The organism is Streptomyces sp. SID3212 (genome assembly GCF_009865405.1).
Classification (GTDB): Bacteria; Actinomycetota; Actinomycetes; order Streptomycetales; family Streptomycetaceae; genus Streptomyces.
On the sequence record NZ_WWJY01000901.1, the window covers coordinates 13,707 to 30,730 of the forward strand.

A 17,024-nucleotide genomic window follows, 5' to 3' on the forward strand; every position below is an offset into this window, starting at 1 on the left:
GGTCCGTCCCTCACGGCCAACAGAGCGTGATGAAGGTGCTTACGACCTCGCCGGCCGTGCCCCCAGGCCCAGCGGTCCGCCGATCTCCTCCGCCATCACCCGGCCCGCCTCCTCCGCCAGCGCGTCCTCCGCGTCCTCGCTGAGGTCCTGGTCCGTGTCCAGGCCGTCCAGGGCCGGGAGTGGCTGGTCCAGGCGGACGTGGGCGACCAGGGAGTGGAGCGCGCGGAGGGTGGCCGAGGCGGTGGAGCCCCAGTTCGAGAAGTACGAGAACTGCCACCACCACATCGCCTCGGTCGTCCGCCCCGCGCGGTAGTGCGCCAGGCCGTGGCGCAGGTCCGCCACCACGCCCGCGATGTCGTCCGAGATCCGCGCCGCGACCGGCGCCTTCCTCGGCTCGTACGGGTCGAAGACCTCCGAGTAGACGTCGATCGGCTCCAGGAGTACGGCGAACCGCTCGCGCAGGTCGTCCGTGTCCGGCTCCGGGCCGAGGTCCGGCTCGTACCGCTCGTCGGGGAGGATGTCCTCGTGCGCCCCGAGCCGGCCGCCCGCCAGCAGCAGCTGGGAGAATTCCAGCAGCAGGAACGGTACGGCGCTGTCCGGCTCGTCGCCCTTGGCGACCTCCGTGACCGCGACGATGAAGCTCTCGATCTGGTCGGCGATCTGGACCGCGAAATCGTCCGGATCCTGATGAACCGCGTGCAGCGTTGCGTCAGACATCGAGAAGTCGTCTCCCCTCGAAGGCACGCCCGAGCGTGACCTCGTCGGCATATTCGAGGTCGCCCCCCACGGGGAGACCGCTGGCCAGGCGTGTGACCCGCAGGCCCATCGGTTTGATCATGCGGGCGAGGTACGTCGCCGTCGCCTCGCCTTCCAGATTCGGGTCCGTCGCCAGGATCAGCTCCGTGACCGTGCCGTCGGCGAGGCGGGTGAGCAGCTCGCGGATCCGCAGATCGTCCGGGCCCACGCCCTCGATCGGGCTGATCGCCCCGCCGAGGACGTGGTACTTCCCGCGGAACTCGCGCGTACGCTCCACCGCGACGACGTCCTTGGGCTCCTCCACCACGCAGATCACCGTCACGTCCCGGCGGACGTCACGGCAGATCCCGCACAGCTCCTCCTGCGCGACATTGCCGCACACCGCGCAGAACCTGACCTTGTCCTTGACCTCGAGCAGGGCGTGGGCGAGGCGGCGGACGTCGGTCTGCTCGGCCTGGAGGATGTGGAAGGCGATCCGTTGCGCACTCTTGGGGCCGACGCCGGGCAGCCTGCCCAGTTCGTCGATGAGGCCCTGAACCACGCCTTCGTACAACGGATTGCCTTCCCTGGTGCCGCACCCGCGCTCGGTGCTGTGGTCGCTCGTGTTGTGGTCGCTTGTGCTGTGGTTGGTCGAGCTGTGGTTGGTCGTGCTGAGGTTGCTCGGAGCCGTGCTGCTTCGTTCGTACGTACCGTAGTTGGTGCCCCTGTGCCTTTAGAAGGGCAGGCCCGGCATCCCGCCCAGGCCCTGCGCCAGCGGGCCCAGCTTCTGCTGCTGGAGCTGGTGCGCGTTCTCGTTCGCGGCGTGCACCGCGGCGACGACAAGGTCCGCGAGCGTCTCCGTGTCGTCCGGGTCCACGGCCTTCGGATCGATGACAAGGGCGCGCAGCTCACCGGAGCCGTTGACCGTGGCCTTCACGAGGCCACCGCCCGCCTGCCCGTCGACCTCGGTCGCCGCGAGCTCTTCCTGTGCCTGTGCCAGCTCCTGCTGCATCTTCTGGGCCTGCTGGAGGAGCTGCTGCATGTTCGGCTGACCACCACCGGGAATCACGGTCACTCCTGGCATTTCGACGACGTTTTTACCTGTAAGGCGAGCCTACGTGGTCCCCGAGCAGCGCGCCCCACCCCACAGGGACCAACTCTTTCGAGTGAGTGCCCCGGGCTCCTCTACCTGATCAACACGCCCGTGCGGGCGGAAACCCCTGGATTTCGGGCCTCCGGCCCACCATTCGGCGGTAGGAAGTGCATGCGCGTCAACACCCGTCGTCACAGCGTCACACATTGTCACGAAGCGTCACGCGACCAGGCGTGCCCGAAGACCCCACGCGTGCCCGAAGACCGAAGACCGAAGATCCGAAGACCCGAAGATCCGTCACAGCAGACCGCAGAGGAGTGCCCCGGTGAGCCAGCCGGAGATGCAGCCCGGAGGCCCCGCCCGGGAGGAGGACCCCTCGGACCACTCGTACTCGTCGAACCGCCCCGACCCGTCGAACCGGCCCGATCCGCCCGGCCACCCCTCGGACGCACCGGGCCGGGCCGACCCCGGCCGGTCCGATCCCGCCGACGGGGCGCAACCCCCGCCCGGGAACGGAAGCGGGAACGGGAACGAGAGCGGGAGCGGGAAGGGGAGCGCCGCGCCCGGCCCGCCCGCCGGTGATCTGACCGGCGGCCCCTTCCCGCTCGGGGACTGGGGCGAGCCGGCGGAGCGGCTGGACGAGCTGTACCGGTGGGCCGAGAGCGGAGCGCTGCGTACGGTCGCCTGGTATCTCGCCGACCGGGTACGGAAACGGCGCGCCGCACGCGTCCTGCGCGCCGCCACGGCGTTCGGGGTGGTCGCGGGTACGTCCCTGCCGCTGCTGGACCTGACCGGGGCGCTGCCCGGGGCCGCGGGCTGGGGGTACGTCTCGCTCCTGCTGGGCGCGGCCTGTGTCGGCTGCGACCGGTACTTCGGGTTCACGTCCGGGTGGATGCGGTCGGTCGCGACGGCCCAGGCGGTGCAGCGGCGGCTCCAGACGTTCCAGTTCGACTGGGCGTCGGAGAGCGTACGGGAGGTGCTGGGCCCGGCCGAGGGCACCGCGAGCGAGGCGGCGGAGCGGTGCCTGAACGTGTTGCGGCGCTTCTCCGAGGACGTGACGGAGTTAGTTCGGTCGGAGACGGCGGACTGGATGGTGGAGTTCCGGTCGGGCCCCGCCCCGCTCGTCATGCAGTCCCTGGGGGGCGGTGGCGGGCGGCAGGACGTGGGGCCGGGGCCGGGGCGTTTCCCGCTGCCCCCGGGCACCCGCCCCAACATGCCGCGCCAGCGGCCACCGGAGTCGCCCCGGTGAGGTGAGCAGGGGCGGGAGGGTGCCGGCGCGGGTGCCGGCGCGCTCGTCCGACACCCGCCCCGGCACCCCGGGCCGCCGTCAGCTGAAGATGATCATGGAGCCTTGCGCCAGACTCCTCGTGGCCGCCGCGTGCAGCCCCAGCCAGACATGACGCTCCCTGGCGAACGGGCTGTCGTCGTACGGAATCGGGTTCGCCGGCTCCTCCAGGGAGGTCGGCCGGTCCGGCGGGGTCGGGGGAGAGGGCGGGTTGGCCGCGTCGATACCGATCGACGCGGCGACGAATTCGAGCTCCCGCAGCAGACCGTGCGTGGAGCCCAGCGGGCCACCGCCCGCGAGGAGTTCCTCGTTCGACAGGGGTACGGCGAAGTCCACCGGGACGTACGCGCCCGCGTGGTCGTAGTGCCAGACCAGGTGCGACTGCTGGGCCGTCGACTCGAACATCTCCAGCAACTGTTCGTAGTCACCGCCCAGTTCACCGACCGGCGTGACGGCCAGGCCGCACACCTGGAGCAGGTACACACGCCGCAGGAAGTGCAGCGCGTCGTAGTCGAATCCGGCGACGGGGGCGACGTCCCCCGAGAGGCCCGGCATATAGGCGAAAACGGGGACGGCGGGGAGTCCGGCGTCGCCGAGCGCCTTGTCGTAGACGGCGATCTCATCGGCGAAGGGGTTGTCGGGGCTGTGGCACAGCACATCGACGAGGGGGACCAACCACAGGTCACAGGCCAAGGGAGGCTCGCTCTCCAACGAGTTCGTACGCGTGCGCGCGATGGTCACGATGGTCGGGACAGCGTAGTGCGGCGGGCACGTTCCGCGAAGGGTGCCGGTCGAGCGGCCTTGCTCTCTCACTATGCGTCACTCGTTCCGGCAAGACGTACAGGCGACGTCTCACGACCCCGCCCCCGAAGCCGGCAGATCCCAGATCCACACCCCGTCCACCCGCCTCCCCGGCTCCCCCAGCAGCTTCTCCACCGTCTCGTACAGCGCCGCGTCGTTCGGCTGCGGCGCCAGCACCACCACCCCCGCCTTCCAGAACGCGAGGTCGAACCGCGCCTGCGCCTGCTGCCCGGGGCCGATGGGCGGCACCTGGCCGGTGTTACGGACCTCACGCAGCCAGTTAGAGGTGAAGCGCGGGGACGCCCCGTAGATCCCCATCCGGTCGGGGCCCCAGGGCCCGTTGAAGTACCCGCCCGGCACGGAGAAGCCCAGCCCGGACGCCGACTGCCAGTGCAGCGCCTCCGCCTCCCCGGAATCCGGCAGCGGTACGGGCACCACGGACTCGCCCGGGGAGACGTACGAGCGGTACGTGCCGTCCGCGATGAACGCCGGGACGTCCGGCCGCTCCCGTACCGGCATCGGCGTCGGAATGATCGGGATCAGCGCCGCCGCCAGCGCCATCAGGCCGACGAGCCGTTCCGTACGCCCCGGGACGACCTCCACGTCCCCCAGCCGGTCCGCCGCCAGCGCCAGCAGCGCGCCCAGCGCCGGGGCGCAGATCATCGCCACCCTCGACTCGATGACCGACTCGAAGAGCGGCTGGTGGGCGAGGATCCGCCAGGGGCCGGTCAGCACGACGTCCGTGAAGGGGATACGGACCTTCGGCCCCAGCGAGAGCAGCGCCGCGACCACCGCCGTGAAGGCCAGCGCCCGCACCACCGCCAGCCGCCACAGCCACACCCCCAGCCCCACGGACAGGGCGATCAACGGCCAGCCGTAGAAGGCGTTCTGCTCGGTACGGTTCATGGCGAGCGGGTCCGCCGCCGCCTCCGTACCGAAGAGCGCGCGGCCGGAGAAGTGGAGGAAGGAGAGCGGGCTGTTTCCGGCGTTGTCGCCGTGCAGCACGCTGTGGTAGCTCTGCGGGCCGAAGAACTGCCAGTACAGCGGGAACGCGAGCAGCGGCAGACACACCTGGAGCGCGTATCCGAGCCCCCGCAGCAGGGGGCGGATCGACGCCTTCGCGACGTCGCGGCGCTGGAAGGCGTACGCCAGCGCGAAGAGCAGCATGCCCATGACGGCGAGCAGCAGCGGTTCCTCGCCGAGGAAGATCTGGTACGTCATGAAGAGGCCGAGGAGCACGCCGTCGCGGACGACGCGGTTCGGGGCACCGTTCTCGCCACCCGCACCGGCCTCGCCACCCGGACCCGCACCCGCCTCGCACAGCCGCAGCGCCCGGTCGATGATCACCGGAATCATGAACAGCACGAGAAAGTTGGGGTGCGCGTTCGCGTGGGACATCATCGGCGGCGCGAACGCGGCCAGCGCCGCGCCGAGCGCGGCGGCCCACCGGTTGCGTACCAGCCACCGCGCGAACAGCCAGTACCAGGCCGTCGCCGTCGCCGCCAGCCCGAACGTCAGGACGACCGCCCAGGTGACGGTCGGTCCGAAGGCGAGCGTGACGGGGGTGAGAGGGACGGAGAGGCCGAGCATGACGGTGTTCGCCATGAGGTTCACGCCGTCGGGGAAGTTCTGGAAGGTGGTGAAGAGGGGGTTGTGGAGGTGCCGCACGTTGTCGGCGGTGACCGCGAAGAACCACTCCCACTGGTTCTGGTCCGACCCCGAGTCGGCGAGGTAGGAGTGGCCGAGATCGTTCCAGAGGCCCTTGTAGAGGACGAGCGCGGCAAGGACGAAGAGGACGGTCACCGTCAGGTCCACGGGCCGCAGACCGGGGGCCCTGCGCGCCCAGCGCGCCGAACGCGACCGGCCCGCCTTCAGGCGTACCAGCTCCAGCAGCACCCGCCCGTAGTCCAACGGCCGTACCTTGGAACCCGGTTGGTGCGCCCAGCGCACCGGGACCTCCGTCACCGGCCAGCCCGCGCGCCGGAAGTAGCGCAGTATCTCGACGTCGATGCCCCAGCCGTCCAGCCGGGAGGCGGCGAACGCGGCGCGCGCCTGGGCGCCGTCGAACAGCTTGAAGCCGCACTGGGTGTCGGCGATGCCGTCGACCGCGACGGCCTGTATGAGGCGGTTGCCGAGCCGGCCGAGCCACTCGCGCAGCGCCCACTGGCGCACTTCGATCCGGGCGTCGGGGTGGGCGCGGGAGCCGATGGCGGCGCCGGGGCCGTCGTCCGGACCATCGCCCGTGTGCTGCTCGCCGTCACGCCCGCCCAGTTGCTCGTTCAGCTGCTTGTCGAGCCGGTCCAGCTCCTCGATCGGCGTCGCGAGGTCCGCGTCGGTGAGCAGGACCCGCCGGCCGTACGAGGCCAGGACGCCGAGGCGCAGCGCGTGCCCCTTGCCGTGGTTGCCCGGGCTGCGTACCACCCGTACGCGCGGTTCCTCGGCGGCCACGGCCTCGGCGATCGCGACCGTACCGTCCGACGAGCCGTCGTCCACGACGATCAGTTCCCACTCGCCCCAGCGGCCCGGATCTGCGCCGAGGTGGGCGCGGACGGCGTCGAGGGTGGGGCGCAGGCGCGCCTCCTCGTTGTACGCGGGGACGACCACGGAGAGGGTGACGGTGGGCACGGTCCGCCCGACCGTCTCCGCGTCCGCCCCGTCCCGCCCCTCCGGCGCCCCCGGACCGCCCCCGCTCACCCGCGCGTGCTTTCCAGTCGGTCCGCCCATCTCAGGGCGTGCTCGTCGTACGCCCCGATCACCGCCCGTACCGCCCCGGCGTCCCCCAGGGTGAGCGCGTCGACCAGTGGTTCATGTCCGCTCCACAGCCACTTCTCGCCCTCCGCGTCCGCCCGCAGGAACGGTACGGAGAACACCCACGCCTGCACTCGCATCCGGTGCAGGAACTCACACACGTAACGGTTGGCGATCAGCCCGCCCAGCTCGCGCCAGAAGCGCAGGTCGTACCCGATCAGGATGTCCAGGTCCCCGGCCCTGGCCGCCCGCGCGGCCTCCTCGGCCCTGCGCCGTACGGACACCAGCGACTCGCCGTGCGCGCGGGTCGCCAGACCCGGCCCGTCGAGCTTGCGGACCACCCCGTCCACGACCAGCGACCGCGCCTCGACCATCCCCCGGAAGTCCTCGACGGTGAACTGGTGGACGTGGAAGCCCCGATGCTGGTCGGAGTCGAGCAGACCCTGCGCGGAGAGGTCGACGAGCGCCTCGCGCACGGGCGTCGCGGAGACCCCGTACTGCTCGGCGATGTGCTTGACGGTGAATTCCTGCCCCGGCAGCAAACGCCCAGCGAGCACTTCGTCACGCAGCGCGTCCGCGATCTGCTGCCGCAAGGTGCTGCGCGTCACAGCTCCGCTGGCAGGCATGGTGGTACGTCCCCTCGTCCGGCTCCCGACACCCTAAGCCAGCGGGCGCGGGACGACGTCACGCCCAGGCACGGGGTGACGTCACGCCAGGCCACGGGACGACGTCACGCCCACGGCCCGCCCCTCACGCACCCGGCGCCGTGACCCCCGCTTCCGATGCCGCCCGGGGTGCCGGCCGAGGTGTCGTCCGTACGGCCAGGACCGCGATGTCGTCGTTCAGTTTCCCCTCGCTGTGCCGCACCAGCGCCCGGTACAGGTGGTCGAGCAGCGTCCTGGGCGGTACGGACGTCCGCTGCCCCGCCCACGCCGCGAGCGGGAAGAACGCGCCGTCGCCGTCCCTCGTCTCGGTGACGCCGTCGGTGTAGAGGAGCAGTTGGTCACCGGCGACAAAGGGCACCTCCTCCACGTGGTACACGCCACCCAGCAGCGTCGCGAGGTTGATGGGCGGTGACGACGTCCCGGGCGTGAGGGGGCGGACGTGCCCGTCGTGCGTCAGCAGGACCGGCGGATGCCCGCAGCTGAGGATCCGCGCGTGCGCGCCGTGCGCGGGGATCTCGGCGAGGACGGCGGTGGCGAAGAGTTCGGGCGAGTCCGGGGCCGGGGCCGTCGCCTCGTACCGGCCGACGGTGGTGTCCAGGCGCCGGGCGAGCCCGCCGAGGTCCGGCGCGTCGTACGCGGCCTCCCGGAACGAGCCCAGCACGGCCGAGGCCACGCCGACCGCGTCCAGTCCCTTGCCCCGTACGTCCCCGATGATCAGCCGGACCCCGTACGCCGTGTCGACCACCGCGTAGAAGTCGCCCCCGACCCTCGCCTGCGGCGCGGCGGCCACGTACAGCGTCTCGATCTCCAGGCAGCCGATGCGCCGGGGGACCGGCCGCAGCAGGACGCGCTGCGTGGTGTCGGCGACGGCCCGGACCTCGGCGAGCGTGTCCTCGCGCTGGAGGCGCAGATGGCTGGCGTAGGCGGCGGCCAGTGTGACGGCGGCGATGGCACCGGCGGTGTAGAAGGTCCCGTCGTGGTCGGTGACCAGGGCGTACGCGACGACGCCCAGCAGACACACCACGCCGAGCGCGAGGGTCGCCGCCACGGACCAGAGCGACGCGGCCAGCGCGGGCGCGGCGGGCAGGAGGCGGGTGAAGGGGACCTGGGGAGGCGTGAGGAACGCCAGGAGGGCGAGGACGGCGGTGAGGACCAGGGGCGCCCAGATCATGGGGTCCCGCCGGCCGTAGCCCGGTCGGCGGGACGGAAACCGACCGAGTCGTTTCACATAACGCACCATACCTACATGATCTGCCCGCCTGACGTTCCCTCAGCGCGCGCGGCTCGTTCCACGCTTCCGCATCGCGTACTCGTTCACACCGTGTACTCGTTCACACCGTGTACTCGTCCGCCACCGCCAGCGCCGCGTCCAGGACGGCCAGCCCCTCCTTCGCCTCCGCCTCCGTGACGTTGCAGGCGGGGACGGCGTGCGTACGGTTCATGTTCACGAAGGGCCACAGGCCGTTCTTCTTGCAGGCGGCGGCGAAGGCCGCCATCGGCGCGTTCGCCTCACCCGTCGCGTTGTACGGGACGAGCGGCTCGCGCGTCTCCCTGTTCCGTACCAGATCCAGCGCCCAGAACACCCCCGTACCGCGCACCTCCCCCACCGACGGGTGACGCTCCGCCAGCTCGCGCAGACCCGGGCCGAGGACGGTCGCGCCGATGTGCGCCGCGTGCTCGACGACCTTCTCGTCCTCCATCACCTGGAGCGTGGCGACGGCCGCCGCGCAGGCCAGCGGGTGTCCGGAGTACGTGAGACCGCCGGGGTACGGGCGGGTCGCGAAGGTCTCCGCGATGGCCGCCGAGATCGCGACCCCGCCGAGCGGTACGTAACCGGAGTTCACGCCCTTCGCGAAGGTCAGCAGGTCCGGTACGACGTCGAAGTGGTCGGCCGCGAACCACTCCCCCGTACGGCCGAACCCCGCCATCACCTCGTCCAGGACGAAGACGATCCCGTACCGGTCGCAGATCTCGCGCACCCCCGCGAGATAGCCGGGCGGCGGCGTCATGACCCCGGCCGTGCCCGGGATGGTCTCCAGGATGATCGCGGCGACGGTCGCGGGCCCCTCGAAGGCGATGGTCGACTCCAGGTGCTCCAGCGCGCGCTCGCACTCCTCGGCCTCCGTCGAGGCGTAGAAGGGGGAGCGGTAGAGGAAGGGCGCCCAGAAGTGGACGACCCCGGCGGTGCCGGTGTCCGACGCCCAGCGGCGGGGGTCGCCGGTCACGTTGATCGCGGTGTTCGTACCGCCGTGGTACGAACGGTACGCCGACAGCACCTTCGGGCGGCCGGTGTGCAGCCGGGCCATCCGGACGGCGTTCTCGACGGCCTCGGCGCCCCCGTTGGTGAAGAAGATCTTGTCGAGGTCGCCGGGGGTGCGGGCGGCGATGAGGCGCGCCGCCTCGGACCGTACGTCGATCGCGAAGGCGGGCGCGAAGGTCGTGAGGCGGGCCGCCTGCTCCTGGATCGCCGCGACGACGGTCGGGTGCTGGTAGCCGATGTTGGTGAAGACGAGGCCGCTGGTGAAGTCGAGGTAGCGGTTGCCGTCGTAGTCCCAGAAGTACGAGCCCTCGGCGCCGGCGACGGCGAGCGGATCGATCAGCTCCTGGGCGGACCAGGAGTGGAACACGTGCGCGCGGTCAGCGGCTTTCACGGCCGCGCCGGCCTGCGGGTCGACGTGCGGGCCGACGTGCGGGCCGACGTGCGGGACGGCCTGCGGGTCCAGAGGAGGGGTCATGCGGCCCAGGGTAGGGAGGCGCAGGTGGGGGACGGTATGGCCACCCTGTATGGAGTCGGCCACTTTGCTGGGCAGGGTGTCGAACGGGGTCCGGGCGCAGCGAGTGTCGGGAAGCCGGCGTCAGCCGCTACGAACCGCCGTCCGTGCTGTCCGGACCCCCGTCCCCGCCGTACGGAACCGCGCCCGGTACGCCGACGGCGTCACCCCCAGATGCCGCAGGAACACCCGCCGCAGCGACTCGTCGCTCCCCAGCCCGCTCCGCCGCGCCGCCCCCGTCACCGTCTCCCCCGCCTCCAGCAGCGCCTGCGCCGCCTCCAGCCGTACGGACTCCACGTACGCGGCCGGCGTACTGCCCACCTGCTCGTTGAACAACCGCGTGAGGTGCCGCGCGCTCAGCCCCCCGCGCCGCGCCAGCGCCGCCAGCGAGTGATCGGCGGCCGGATCCCCTGCCACCGCGTCCAGCAGCCCGCGCAGCACGTCGTGCCGCGGGCTCGGCGTGCGGGCCGCCACCGAGAACTGCGACTGCCCGCCCGGCCGCCGCAGGAACACCACCAGGTCCCGCGCCACCTCGCGCGCCAGATCCGCGCCCTCGTCGTCCTCCACCAGGGCGAGCGCGAGGTCGATGCCCGCGGTGACGCCCGCGGAGGTGTACGTGTGCCCGTCCCGTACGAAGATCGCGTCCGGGTCCACCGTCACGGCCGGACGGCGCCGGGCGAGGGCCGCCGCGTGCCGCCAGTGCGTGGTGGCGCGCCGCCCGTCGAGCAGCCCCGCCGCGGCCAGCGCGAACGCGCCCGTACAGACGGACGCGACCCGCGCGGACCGCCCGGCCAGGAAGGTGACCGCGTCGAGGAGGCCGTCCGGCGGCGGGTGGTGCGGCAGGTCGTCCGAGCCCGGGACGATCACGGTGTGGACGCCGTCGCCGATCTCCGGCACGGCCGCGTCGGCGTGCAGCCGGGTCCCGGTGGACGTGATGACGGGAGCCCCGTCGGCCGAACAGACGGTCAGCGCGTAGGAACCCCCGAGCCCGGCCGCCGTGGCGAACACCTCCAGCGGCGCGGCGACATCCATCAGCCGAACGCCGTCGTAGACGAACACGACGACGGCGCGGGGCGCGCGGCGCCGCCGGCCATGCCGCTGTCCAGCACTCATGGCTCCCATACGGCAACGGTAACCGGATTCCATGTCCGGATGTGTGGGGTGTACGTCTCCGTAGACATGGCGGGGCACGGGCGTCCGGCCCGAGAGTGGAAGCCGGAACCATCGCCTCCCCAGGAAGAGGAACCCCGCCATGCCCGAGACCGTCGCCGGCGTCCAGATCCCCGACAGCGCGCTCGCCAAGGAAGCCACGGAGCTGGTCAGGGACACGGCGAGCCCGCTGCTGTACGACCACTCCCGCCGCGTCTTCCTGTTCGGCTCGCTCCAGGGAAGGCGGCGCGGGCTGTCGTACGACCCCGAGCTGCTGTACGTCGGCGCGATGTTCCACGACCTCGGGCTGACGCCGGGCTACCGGACGTCCCAGCAGCGGTTCGAGATCGACGGCGCCGACGCGGCCCGCGACTTCCTGCTGCGGCACGGTCTCCCGCAGGACAGCGCGCGGATCGCGTGGACGGCGATCGCGCTGCACACGACACCGGAGATCCCGGGCCACATGGAGCCGGAGGTGGCGCTGGTGACGGCGGGGGTCGAGTTCGACGTCCTGGGGATGGGGCTGGACGTCGTACCCCAGGAGGTCAGGGACGAGGTCGTGGCGGCGCACCCGAGGCCGGACTTCAAGCGGCGGATCCTCCAGGCGTTCACGGAGGGCATCGAACACCGCCCGCAGACGGCCTTCGGGAACGTGAAGGCGGATGTGCTGGCGCACTTCTCGCCGGGCTTCGTCCGTACGGACTTCGTCGAGGTGATCGAGAACTCGGCGTGGCCGGAGTGACGGGGCGGGGCTGACCCCCCACGGATTCTCGGCGCCCTCCGCCCCGAGGGCGCCGAGGCGAACGATCTCGGCAGAACGACCTCCTCACAGCCGAGCGACCTCCGGACACGCGAACGACCTTGGGACAGCCGACGACTCCTGCCCCGTCATGCGAGATGATCCATGGCGTGACAGGGGCGTGGCCCGCGACGGATCGGGCGCGTCGGGTGCGTCGGGTTCGGGGAGGGGCCGCGCGGCCATGGAGAGACTCGTAGCAGGAGATCCGCAACACATCGGCTCCTACCGGCTGTTGGCGCGCCTGGGGGCGGGCGGCATGGGCCGGGTGTATCTGGCGCGTTCGAACCGGGGACGTACCGTCGCCGTCAAGCTCGTACGGCGGGATCTGGCCGAACAGGACGAGTTCCGCAGCCGGTTCCGCCACGAGGTGGAGGCGGCGCGGCGCGTCGGGGGCGCCTGGACGGCCCCGGTGCTGGACGCCGACACGGAGGCGGAGGTGCCCTGGGTCGCGACGGGGTACGTGGCGGGGCCGACGCTCCAGACGATCGTCTCGGGCGAGGACGGCACGGGCGCCGGCCACGGCCCGCTGCCCGAACCCTCCGTACGCGTCCTCGCGTCCGGACTCGCCCGCGCGCTCCAGGACATCCACGCGGCGGGACTCATCCACCGCGACCTCAAGCCGTCCAACGTGCTCGTGACGATCGAGGGCCCGCGGGTCATCGACTTCGGCATAGCCCGCGCGCTGGAGTCGGTCGGCGAGGACGGCCTGACGCGGACCGGCGCGCTGATGGGTTCCCCCGGCTTCATGGCACCGGAACAGGTGCGGGGGGACCGGGTGACGGCGGCCTGCGACATCTTCTGCCTGGGTTCCGTCTTGCTGTACGCGGCGACGGGCCGGCAGCCGTTCGGCGCGGCGGACAGCGGGATACCGGCGCTGCTGTACCGCATCGCGCAGGAGGAACCTGACCTGTCCGGCCTCCCGGACGGCCTGGGGGAGTTGATAGGCCACTGCCTCCAGAAGGACCCGGCGGCGCGCCCGACGACGGCGGAGGTGCTGGCGCGGGTGGCGGGGGCAGGCGACTCGCCTGGCCCCGGGGAGCCGTGGCTGCCGGGCGGTCTGCTGGCCCAACTGGGCCAGGGGGCGGTGGAGTTGCTGAACCAGGAGGACCCGACGACGCGGGTGCAGGGGGTGGGGCAGGGGTCGGGGCTGGAGGCGACTCCCACATCCCCGCAGCTGCTCCCGGCCGCCCCGGCGCAGGGGCAGGCGCAGGCGCAACACCCCTACGGATACCCGCAGCCAACAACACAGACCTCGACACCGACACCGACACAAACACCCCCCGGATTCGGCCCGCCGATACCGCCGTCGGCGCCCTTCGGCCCGACACCGCCGTACGGGGCGACCGCGGCGACTGCGGCGACGCCGTACGGCCCCCCTCAGCCGGCCCGGACCACGTCTCCATCCCCGTCCCCGTACGCCCCGGTACCGCCACCCCCCGCCCCAGAACCGGCGGCGCCCCGCAGCAAGCGCGCGACGATCGCGCTGATCGCGGTGGCCCTGGTCGTCGCGATCGGCGCGGGTGGTTCGGTGTACGCGTTCATGGGCGGCGGCGGCACGGACGACAACAAGGCGAGTTCGAGCACGAGCCCCGCCCCGAAACCCCCGGCGGACGCCTCACCGTCCCCCTCCCTCTCCCCCTCCCCCTCGCCGTCCGAGACGACGGCGGGCGAGGTGCCGAAGGAGTACCTGGGCACGTGGAGCAGCGGCGTCGACACGGCCACGGGTACGGGCACCCGCCAACTGGTCATCACCCAGGGCGAGGTGGGCGACACGGTACTCAAGCTCACGGCGGACGGCCCTGCGGAGGACGGCACGTACCACTGCGTCTTCGAAGCCCCCCTGGCCACCACCCCCACCCCCGGAGACCCGGTGAGCATCGGCCCGTCAAAGGTCACGGTCGGCGAACCGGCATCATCCTGCACCCCGGGCGCCCCCACCGAGTTGACACTCCTGGACGACGGCAGGCTCCGCCGGGTGACAACAAGCGGCGAGGAACTGACGTACACGAAGTCGGGGTGAGGGTGCGGGCCGGGGGGAAGGTTCCCCGGGGGCCAGTCTGTGCCTGAGGTTTCGTCGCGGGGCCGATGTGACTGGCGAGTCGCCCGCCAGGCCCGTTTCGGTGGGTTGTGTGTGCTGGGGACCGCTCAGCGCGACAGAGGGCGCAGCAGGCCCGTCCCGCGCTGCTGACAGCGGGGGCGAAACGACAAAGGCAAGGAGATCACTCTCCTTGCCGCTCTTAAGGTATAGCGCACTGGGGGGCTTGCGGCAAGGCCCAGGGGGTGGCGCAGAATCGGCGGGCAAGGCCACAACCTGCGGAAATGAGGGCACGACGTGCGTGTGTTGGTGACGTGTGGGGGGCCGGCGGCCTCGTCGGAGTGGGCGCGATGAGCCGGCCGTACGTACGGGATCTGCGCGAGGTCGACGAGAGTCAGGTCGGCCTTGTCGGTGGCAAGGGTGCCCAGCTGGGTGGGTTGTCGCGGGTCGACGGCATCCGGGTGCCGGCCGGTTTCTGTGTGACGACGGACGCCTACCGGCAGGTCGTCGCGCCGTCGGTCCGTGATCAGGTTGACCGGTTGTCGCGTCTGGACGCGGACGACCGGGACGGGATCCGTGCGCTCAGCGCGGAGATCCGCCAGGTCATCGAAGGCGTGACCCTTCCGGCCGACCTCGCGGCGGCCGTCACCCGCGCGCTCAACGGCGAGGTCGCCTATGCCGTCCGCTCCAGCGCCACGGCCGAGGACCTGCCGACCGTCTCGTTCGCCGGGCAGCAGGATTCGTATCTGAACGTCGTGGGCGCGGCGGCGGTTCTTCGGCACGTCAGCCGGTGCTGGGCCTCGCTCTTCACCGAGCGGGCCGTGACCTACCGCCGGCGCAACGGAATCGACGACCGTACGGTCCGCATGGCCGTCGTCGTCCAGCGGATGGTCCTCGCGGACGCGTCCGGGGTTCTGTTCACGGCCGACCCCGTCACCGGCAACCGGAAGGTCGCCACCGTGGACGCCGGCTTCGGCCTGGGCGAGGCCCTGGTCTCCGGGCTGGTGAACCCGGACGGGTTTACGGTGCGAAACGGCGAAGTGGTCGCCAGGTCGACCGGCGGAGACGTACCGGCGCTCACGGATGAGCAGGTGGTACGGCTCGTACGGCTCGGGCGCCGGATCGAGACGCACTTCGGCCGCCCGCAGGACATCGAGTGGTGCCTGGCCGACGACACCTTCCAGTTCGTGCAGAGCCGGCCGATCACCACGCTGTTCCCCGTCCCCGAGGCCGGTGACGAGGAGAACCACCTGTACGTCTCCGTCGGCCACCAGCAGATGATGACCGACGCGATGAAGCCCCTGGGGCTCTCCATGTGGCAACTGACCGCCATGGTGCCGATGCACGCGGCCGGTGGACGGCTGTTCGTCGACGTCACGCGGCGCCTGGGCTCGCCCGCGAGCCGGGCCGGTCTCCTGGACCTCATGGGGAAGGGGGACCCGCTGGTCAGGGACGCGCTGGAGACCGTCCTCGACCGCGACGACTTCGTCCCGACGCTCCCGGACACCGGGCCACCGGCGCGCGGCGCGTCCGCCGCAGGCGGGCCGCCCGCCCCCGCCGAGCCGGACCCGGCCATCGTCGCCGAGCTGATCGAACGCAGCCAGGCGTCCATCGCCGCCCTGGAGCGCGACATCCGGTCGAGGACGGGACCGGCGCTGTTCGACTTCCTGCTGGAGGCCTTCGAGGAGCACAAGCGGATCCTCGGTGAGCCGCTGAACTTCCGGGCGATCATGGCGGGGATGGAGGCCACGTGGTGGCTCAACGACAAGCTGGGGGAGTGGCTGGGCGAGAAGAACGCCGCTGACACGCTCACCCTGTCCGCCCCCGGCAACATCACGTCGGAGATGGGACTGGCGCTGCTGGACGTCGCGGACGTGATCCGCCCGCTGCCCGAGGTGGTGGCGTTCCTGCGGGAGGTCGAGGACGAGGATTTCCTGGACGACCTGCCGAAGCTCCCGGGCGGCCAGGAGGCGCGCGACGCGATCGAGGCGTACCTCGACCGGTACGGCATGCGCTGCGCGGGCGAGATCGACATCACCAGGCCACGGTGGCGCGAGCGCCCCACCACACTCCTGCCGGCGATCCTCGACAACGTACGGAACTTTGAACCGGGCGCGGCCGGGCGCCGCTTCGAAGAGGGAAGCCAGAAGGCGCGGAAGAAGGAGCAGGACGTACTGTCCCGCCTCCGGGCCCAGCCGGACGGGGAGGGGAGGGCCGAAGAGACCAAGCGGATGATCGACCAGGTCAGAGCCTTCATCGGGTACCGCGAGTACCCGAAGTACGGCATCGTCGCCCGCTACTTCGTCTACAAGCGGGCCCTGCTGGCCGAAGCCAGGCGGCTGGTACGGGCGGGCGTGCTCCGTGAGAAGGAGGACATTTTCTTCCTCACGTTCCAGGAACTCCGCGATGTCGTCGTACGCGAGACCCCTTCGAACGACCACCTCGTCCTCATCCAACGACGCAAGGACGAGTTCCGCTCGTACGAGACACTCACCCCGCCCCGGGTACTCACCTCGGACGGCGAAGCTCTGAGCGGCTCGTACCACCGCGACGACGCGCCGGCCGGCGCCCTGGTCGGCCTGGCGGTCTCGGCGGGGACGGTCGAGGGCAGGGCCCGCGTCATCCTCGACATGGCGGATGCCGACCTCGAAGCAGGCGACATCCTGGTCACCACTTTCACCGACCCCAGCTGGTCGCCCCTGTTCGTGGGCATCGCGGGCCTGGTGACGGAGGTGGGAGGCCTGATGACCCACGGAGCGGTGATCGCCCGGGAGTACGGCCTGCCGGCGGTGGTGGGCGTGGAACGTGCGACGCAACGGATCCAGGACGGCGAGCGAATCCGCGTACACGGAGCGGATGGGTACGTTGAGGTGTTGGGCTGAGGGGGGTGGGTGGGTGGGTGCGGGTTCGGGCCGAGGGGTAGTCGGGGTGTCCGGCGTCGAA

The 17,024-nt window shown here is 71.8% G+C and carries 13 protein-coding genes; 4 read left to right on the forward strand and 9 right to left on the reverse strand.

Annotation, left to right across the window (positions count from 1 at the left end; genetic code table 11):
* Positions 1 to 39: 39 nt before the first annotated feature.
* From GT042_RS26835 to GT042_RS26845, 3 genes are all read right to left on the reverse strand, one after another.
* Entirely contained in the window at positions 40 to 717 is a 678-nt protein-coding gene (locus GT042_RS26835; RefSeq protein WP_161311299.1) for a DUF5063 domain-containing protein, read from the reverse strand.
* Complete coding sequence (gene recR / locus GT042_RS26840; RefSeq protein WP_161311300.1) at positions 710 to 1,309, reverse strand: recombination mediator RecR; 600 nt, start codon at positions 1,307 to 1,309, stop codon at positions 710 to 712. The genes GT042_RS26835 and recR overlap by 8 nt, the downstream gene beginning before the upstream one ends.
* Positions 1,310 to 1,468: 159 nt before the next feature.
* The gene (locus GT042_RS26845) at positions 1,469 to 1,804 is read right to left on the reverse strand and encodes a YbaB/EbfC family nucleoid-associated protein (protein WP_161311310.1); all 336 of its coding nucleotides are present in this window, start codon (positions 1,802 to 1,804) and stop codon (positions 1,469 to 1,471) included.
* A 607-nt stretch (positions 1,805 to 2,411) separates the two neighbouring features.
* Between GT042_RS26845 and GT042_RS26850 the strand changes: the two genes are divergently transcribed.
* Entirely contained in the window at positions 2,412 to 3,077 is a 666-nt protein-coding gene (locus GT042_RS26850; RefSeq protein ID WP_161311311.1) for an SLATT domain-containing protein, read from the forward strand.
* Positions 3,078 to 3,155: 78 nt separating this feature from the next.
* On the opposite strand, the gene GT042_RS26855 is transcribed toward GT042_RS26850, so the two are convergent.
* From GT042_RS26855 to GT042_RS26880, 6 genes are all read right to left on the reverse strand, one after another.
* Positions 3,156 to 3,806, reverse strand: a complete 651-nt coding sequence (locus tag GT042_RS26855) for a hypothetical protein (protein WP_161311312.1) — start codon at positions 3,804 to 3,806, stop codon at positions 3,156 to 3,158.
* 159 nt (positions 3,807 to 3,965) lie between these two features.
* Positions 3,966 to 6,539, reverse strand: a complete 2,574-nt coding sequence (locus tag GT042_RS26860; RefSeq protein WP_345943931.1) for a dolichyl-phosphate beta-glucosyltransferase — start codon at positions 6,537 to 6,539, stop codon at positions 3,966 to 3,968.
* A 65-nt stretch (positions 6,540 to 6,604) separates the two neighbouring features.
* The gene (locus tag GT042_RS26865; RefSeq protein ID WP_161311302.1) at positions 6,605 to 7,288 is read right to left on the reverse strand and encodes a GntR family transcriptional regulator; all 684 of its coding nucleotides are present in this window, start codon (positions 7,286 to 7,288) and stop codon (positions 6,605 to 6,607) included.
* A gap of 124 nt (positions 7,289 to 7,412) precedes the next feature.
* Positions 7,413 to 8,498 (reverse strand): PP2C family protein-serine/threonine phosphatase, encoded by a 1,086-nt coding sequence (locus GT042_RS26870; protein ID WP_161311303.1) that lies wholly within the window; start codon positions 8,496 to 8,498, stop codon positions 7,413 to 7,415.
* A 160-nt stretch (positions 8,499 to 8,658) separates the two neighbouring features.
* A complete protein-coding gene (locus GT042_RS26875; RefSeq protein ID WP_161311304.1) occupies positions 8,659 to 10,062 on the reverse strand; it encodes an aspartate aminotransferase family protein in 1,404 nt (467 codons plus the stop codon).
* Positions 10,063 to 10,182: 120 nt separating this feature from the next.
* Positions 10,183 to 11,220 (reverse strand): DJ-1/PfpI family protein, encoded by a 1,038-nt coding sequence (locus tag GT042_RS26880; RefSeq protein ID WP_345943930.1) that lies wholly within the window; start codon positions 11,218 to 11,220, stop codon positions 10,183 to 10,185.
* A gap of 130 nt (positions 11,221 to 11,350) precedes the next feature.
* Between GT042_RS26880 and GT042_RS26885 the strand changes: the two genes are divergently transcribed.
* The 3 genes from GT042_RS26885 (at position 11,351) to rph (ending at position 16,963) form a co-directional block, all read left to right on the forward strand.
* Positions 11,351 to 11,989, forward strand: coding sequence for an HD domain-containing protein (locus GT042_RS26885; protein ID WP_161311305.1), 639 nt, complete (start codon positions 11,351 to 11,353; stop codon positions 11,987 to 11,989).
* A gap of 238 nt (positions 11,990 to 12,227) precedes the next feature.
* The gene (locus GT042_RS26890) at positions 12,228 to 14,066 is read left to right on the forward strand and encodes a protein kinase (protein ID WP_161311306.1); all 1,839 of its coding nucleotides are present in this window, start codon (positions 12,228 to 12,230) and stop codon (positions 14,064 to 14,066) included.
* Positions 14,067 to 14,431: 365 nt separating this feature from the next.
* A complete protein-coding gene (rph, locus tag GT042_RS26895; protein ID WP_161311314.1) occupies positions 14,432 to 16,963 on the forward strand; it encodes a rifamycin-inactivating phosphotransferase in 2,532 nt (843 codons plus the stop codon).
* The last annotated feature ends 61 nt before the right edge of the window (positions 16,964 to 17,024 follow it).

Bases quoted from the DNA above. Each gene is read 5' to 3' on its own strand.
- GT042_RS26835 (WP_161311299.1), bottom strand. From the start codon at position 717: ATGTCTGACGCAACGCTGCACGCGGTTCATCAGGATCCGGACGATTTC.
- GT042_RS26865 (WP_161311302.1), bottom strand. From the start codon at position 7,288: ATGCCTGCCAGCGGAGCTGTGACGCGCAGCACCTTGCGGCAGCAGATC.
- GT042_RS26870 (WP_161311303.1), bottom strand. From the start codon at position 8,498: ATGATCTGGGCGCCCCTGGTCCTCACCGCCGTCCTCGCCCTCCTGGCG.
- GT042_RS26875 (WP_161311304.1), bottom strand. From the start codon at position 10,062: ATGACCCCTCCTCTGGACCCGCAGGCCGTCCCGCACGTCGGCCCGCAC.
- GT042_RS26880 (WP_345943930.1), bottom strand. From the start codon at position 11,220: ATGGGAGCCATGAGTGCTGGACAGCGGCATGGCCGGCGGCGCCGCGCG.
- GT042_RS26885 (WP_161311305.1), top strand. From the start codon at position 11,351: ATGCCCGAGACCGTCGCCGGCGTCCAGATCCCCGACAGCGCGCTCGCC.
- GT042_RS26890 (WP_161311306.1), top strand. From the start codon at position 12,228: ATGGAGAGACTCGTAGCAGGAGATCCGCAACACATCGGCTCCTACCGG.
- rph (WP_161311314.1), top strand. From the start codon at position 14,432: ATGAGCCGGCCGTACGTACGGGATCTGCGCGAGGTCGACGAGAGTCAG.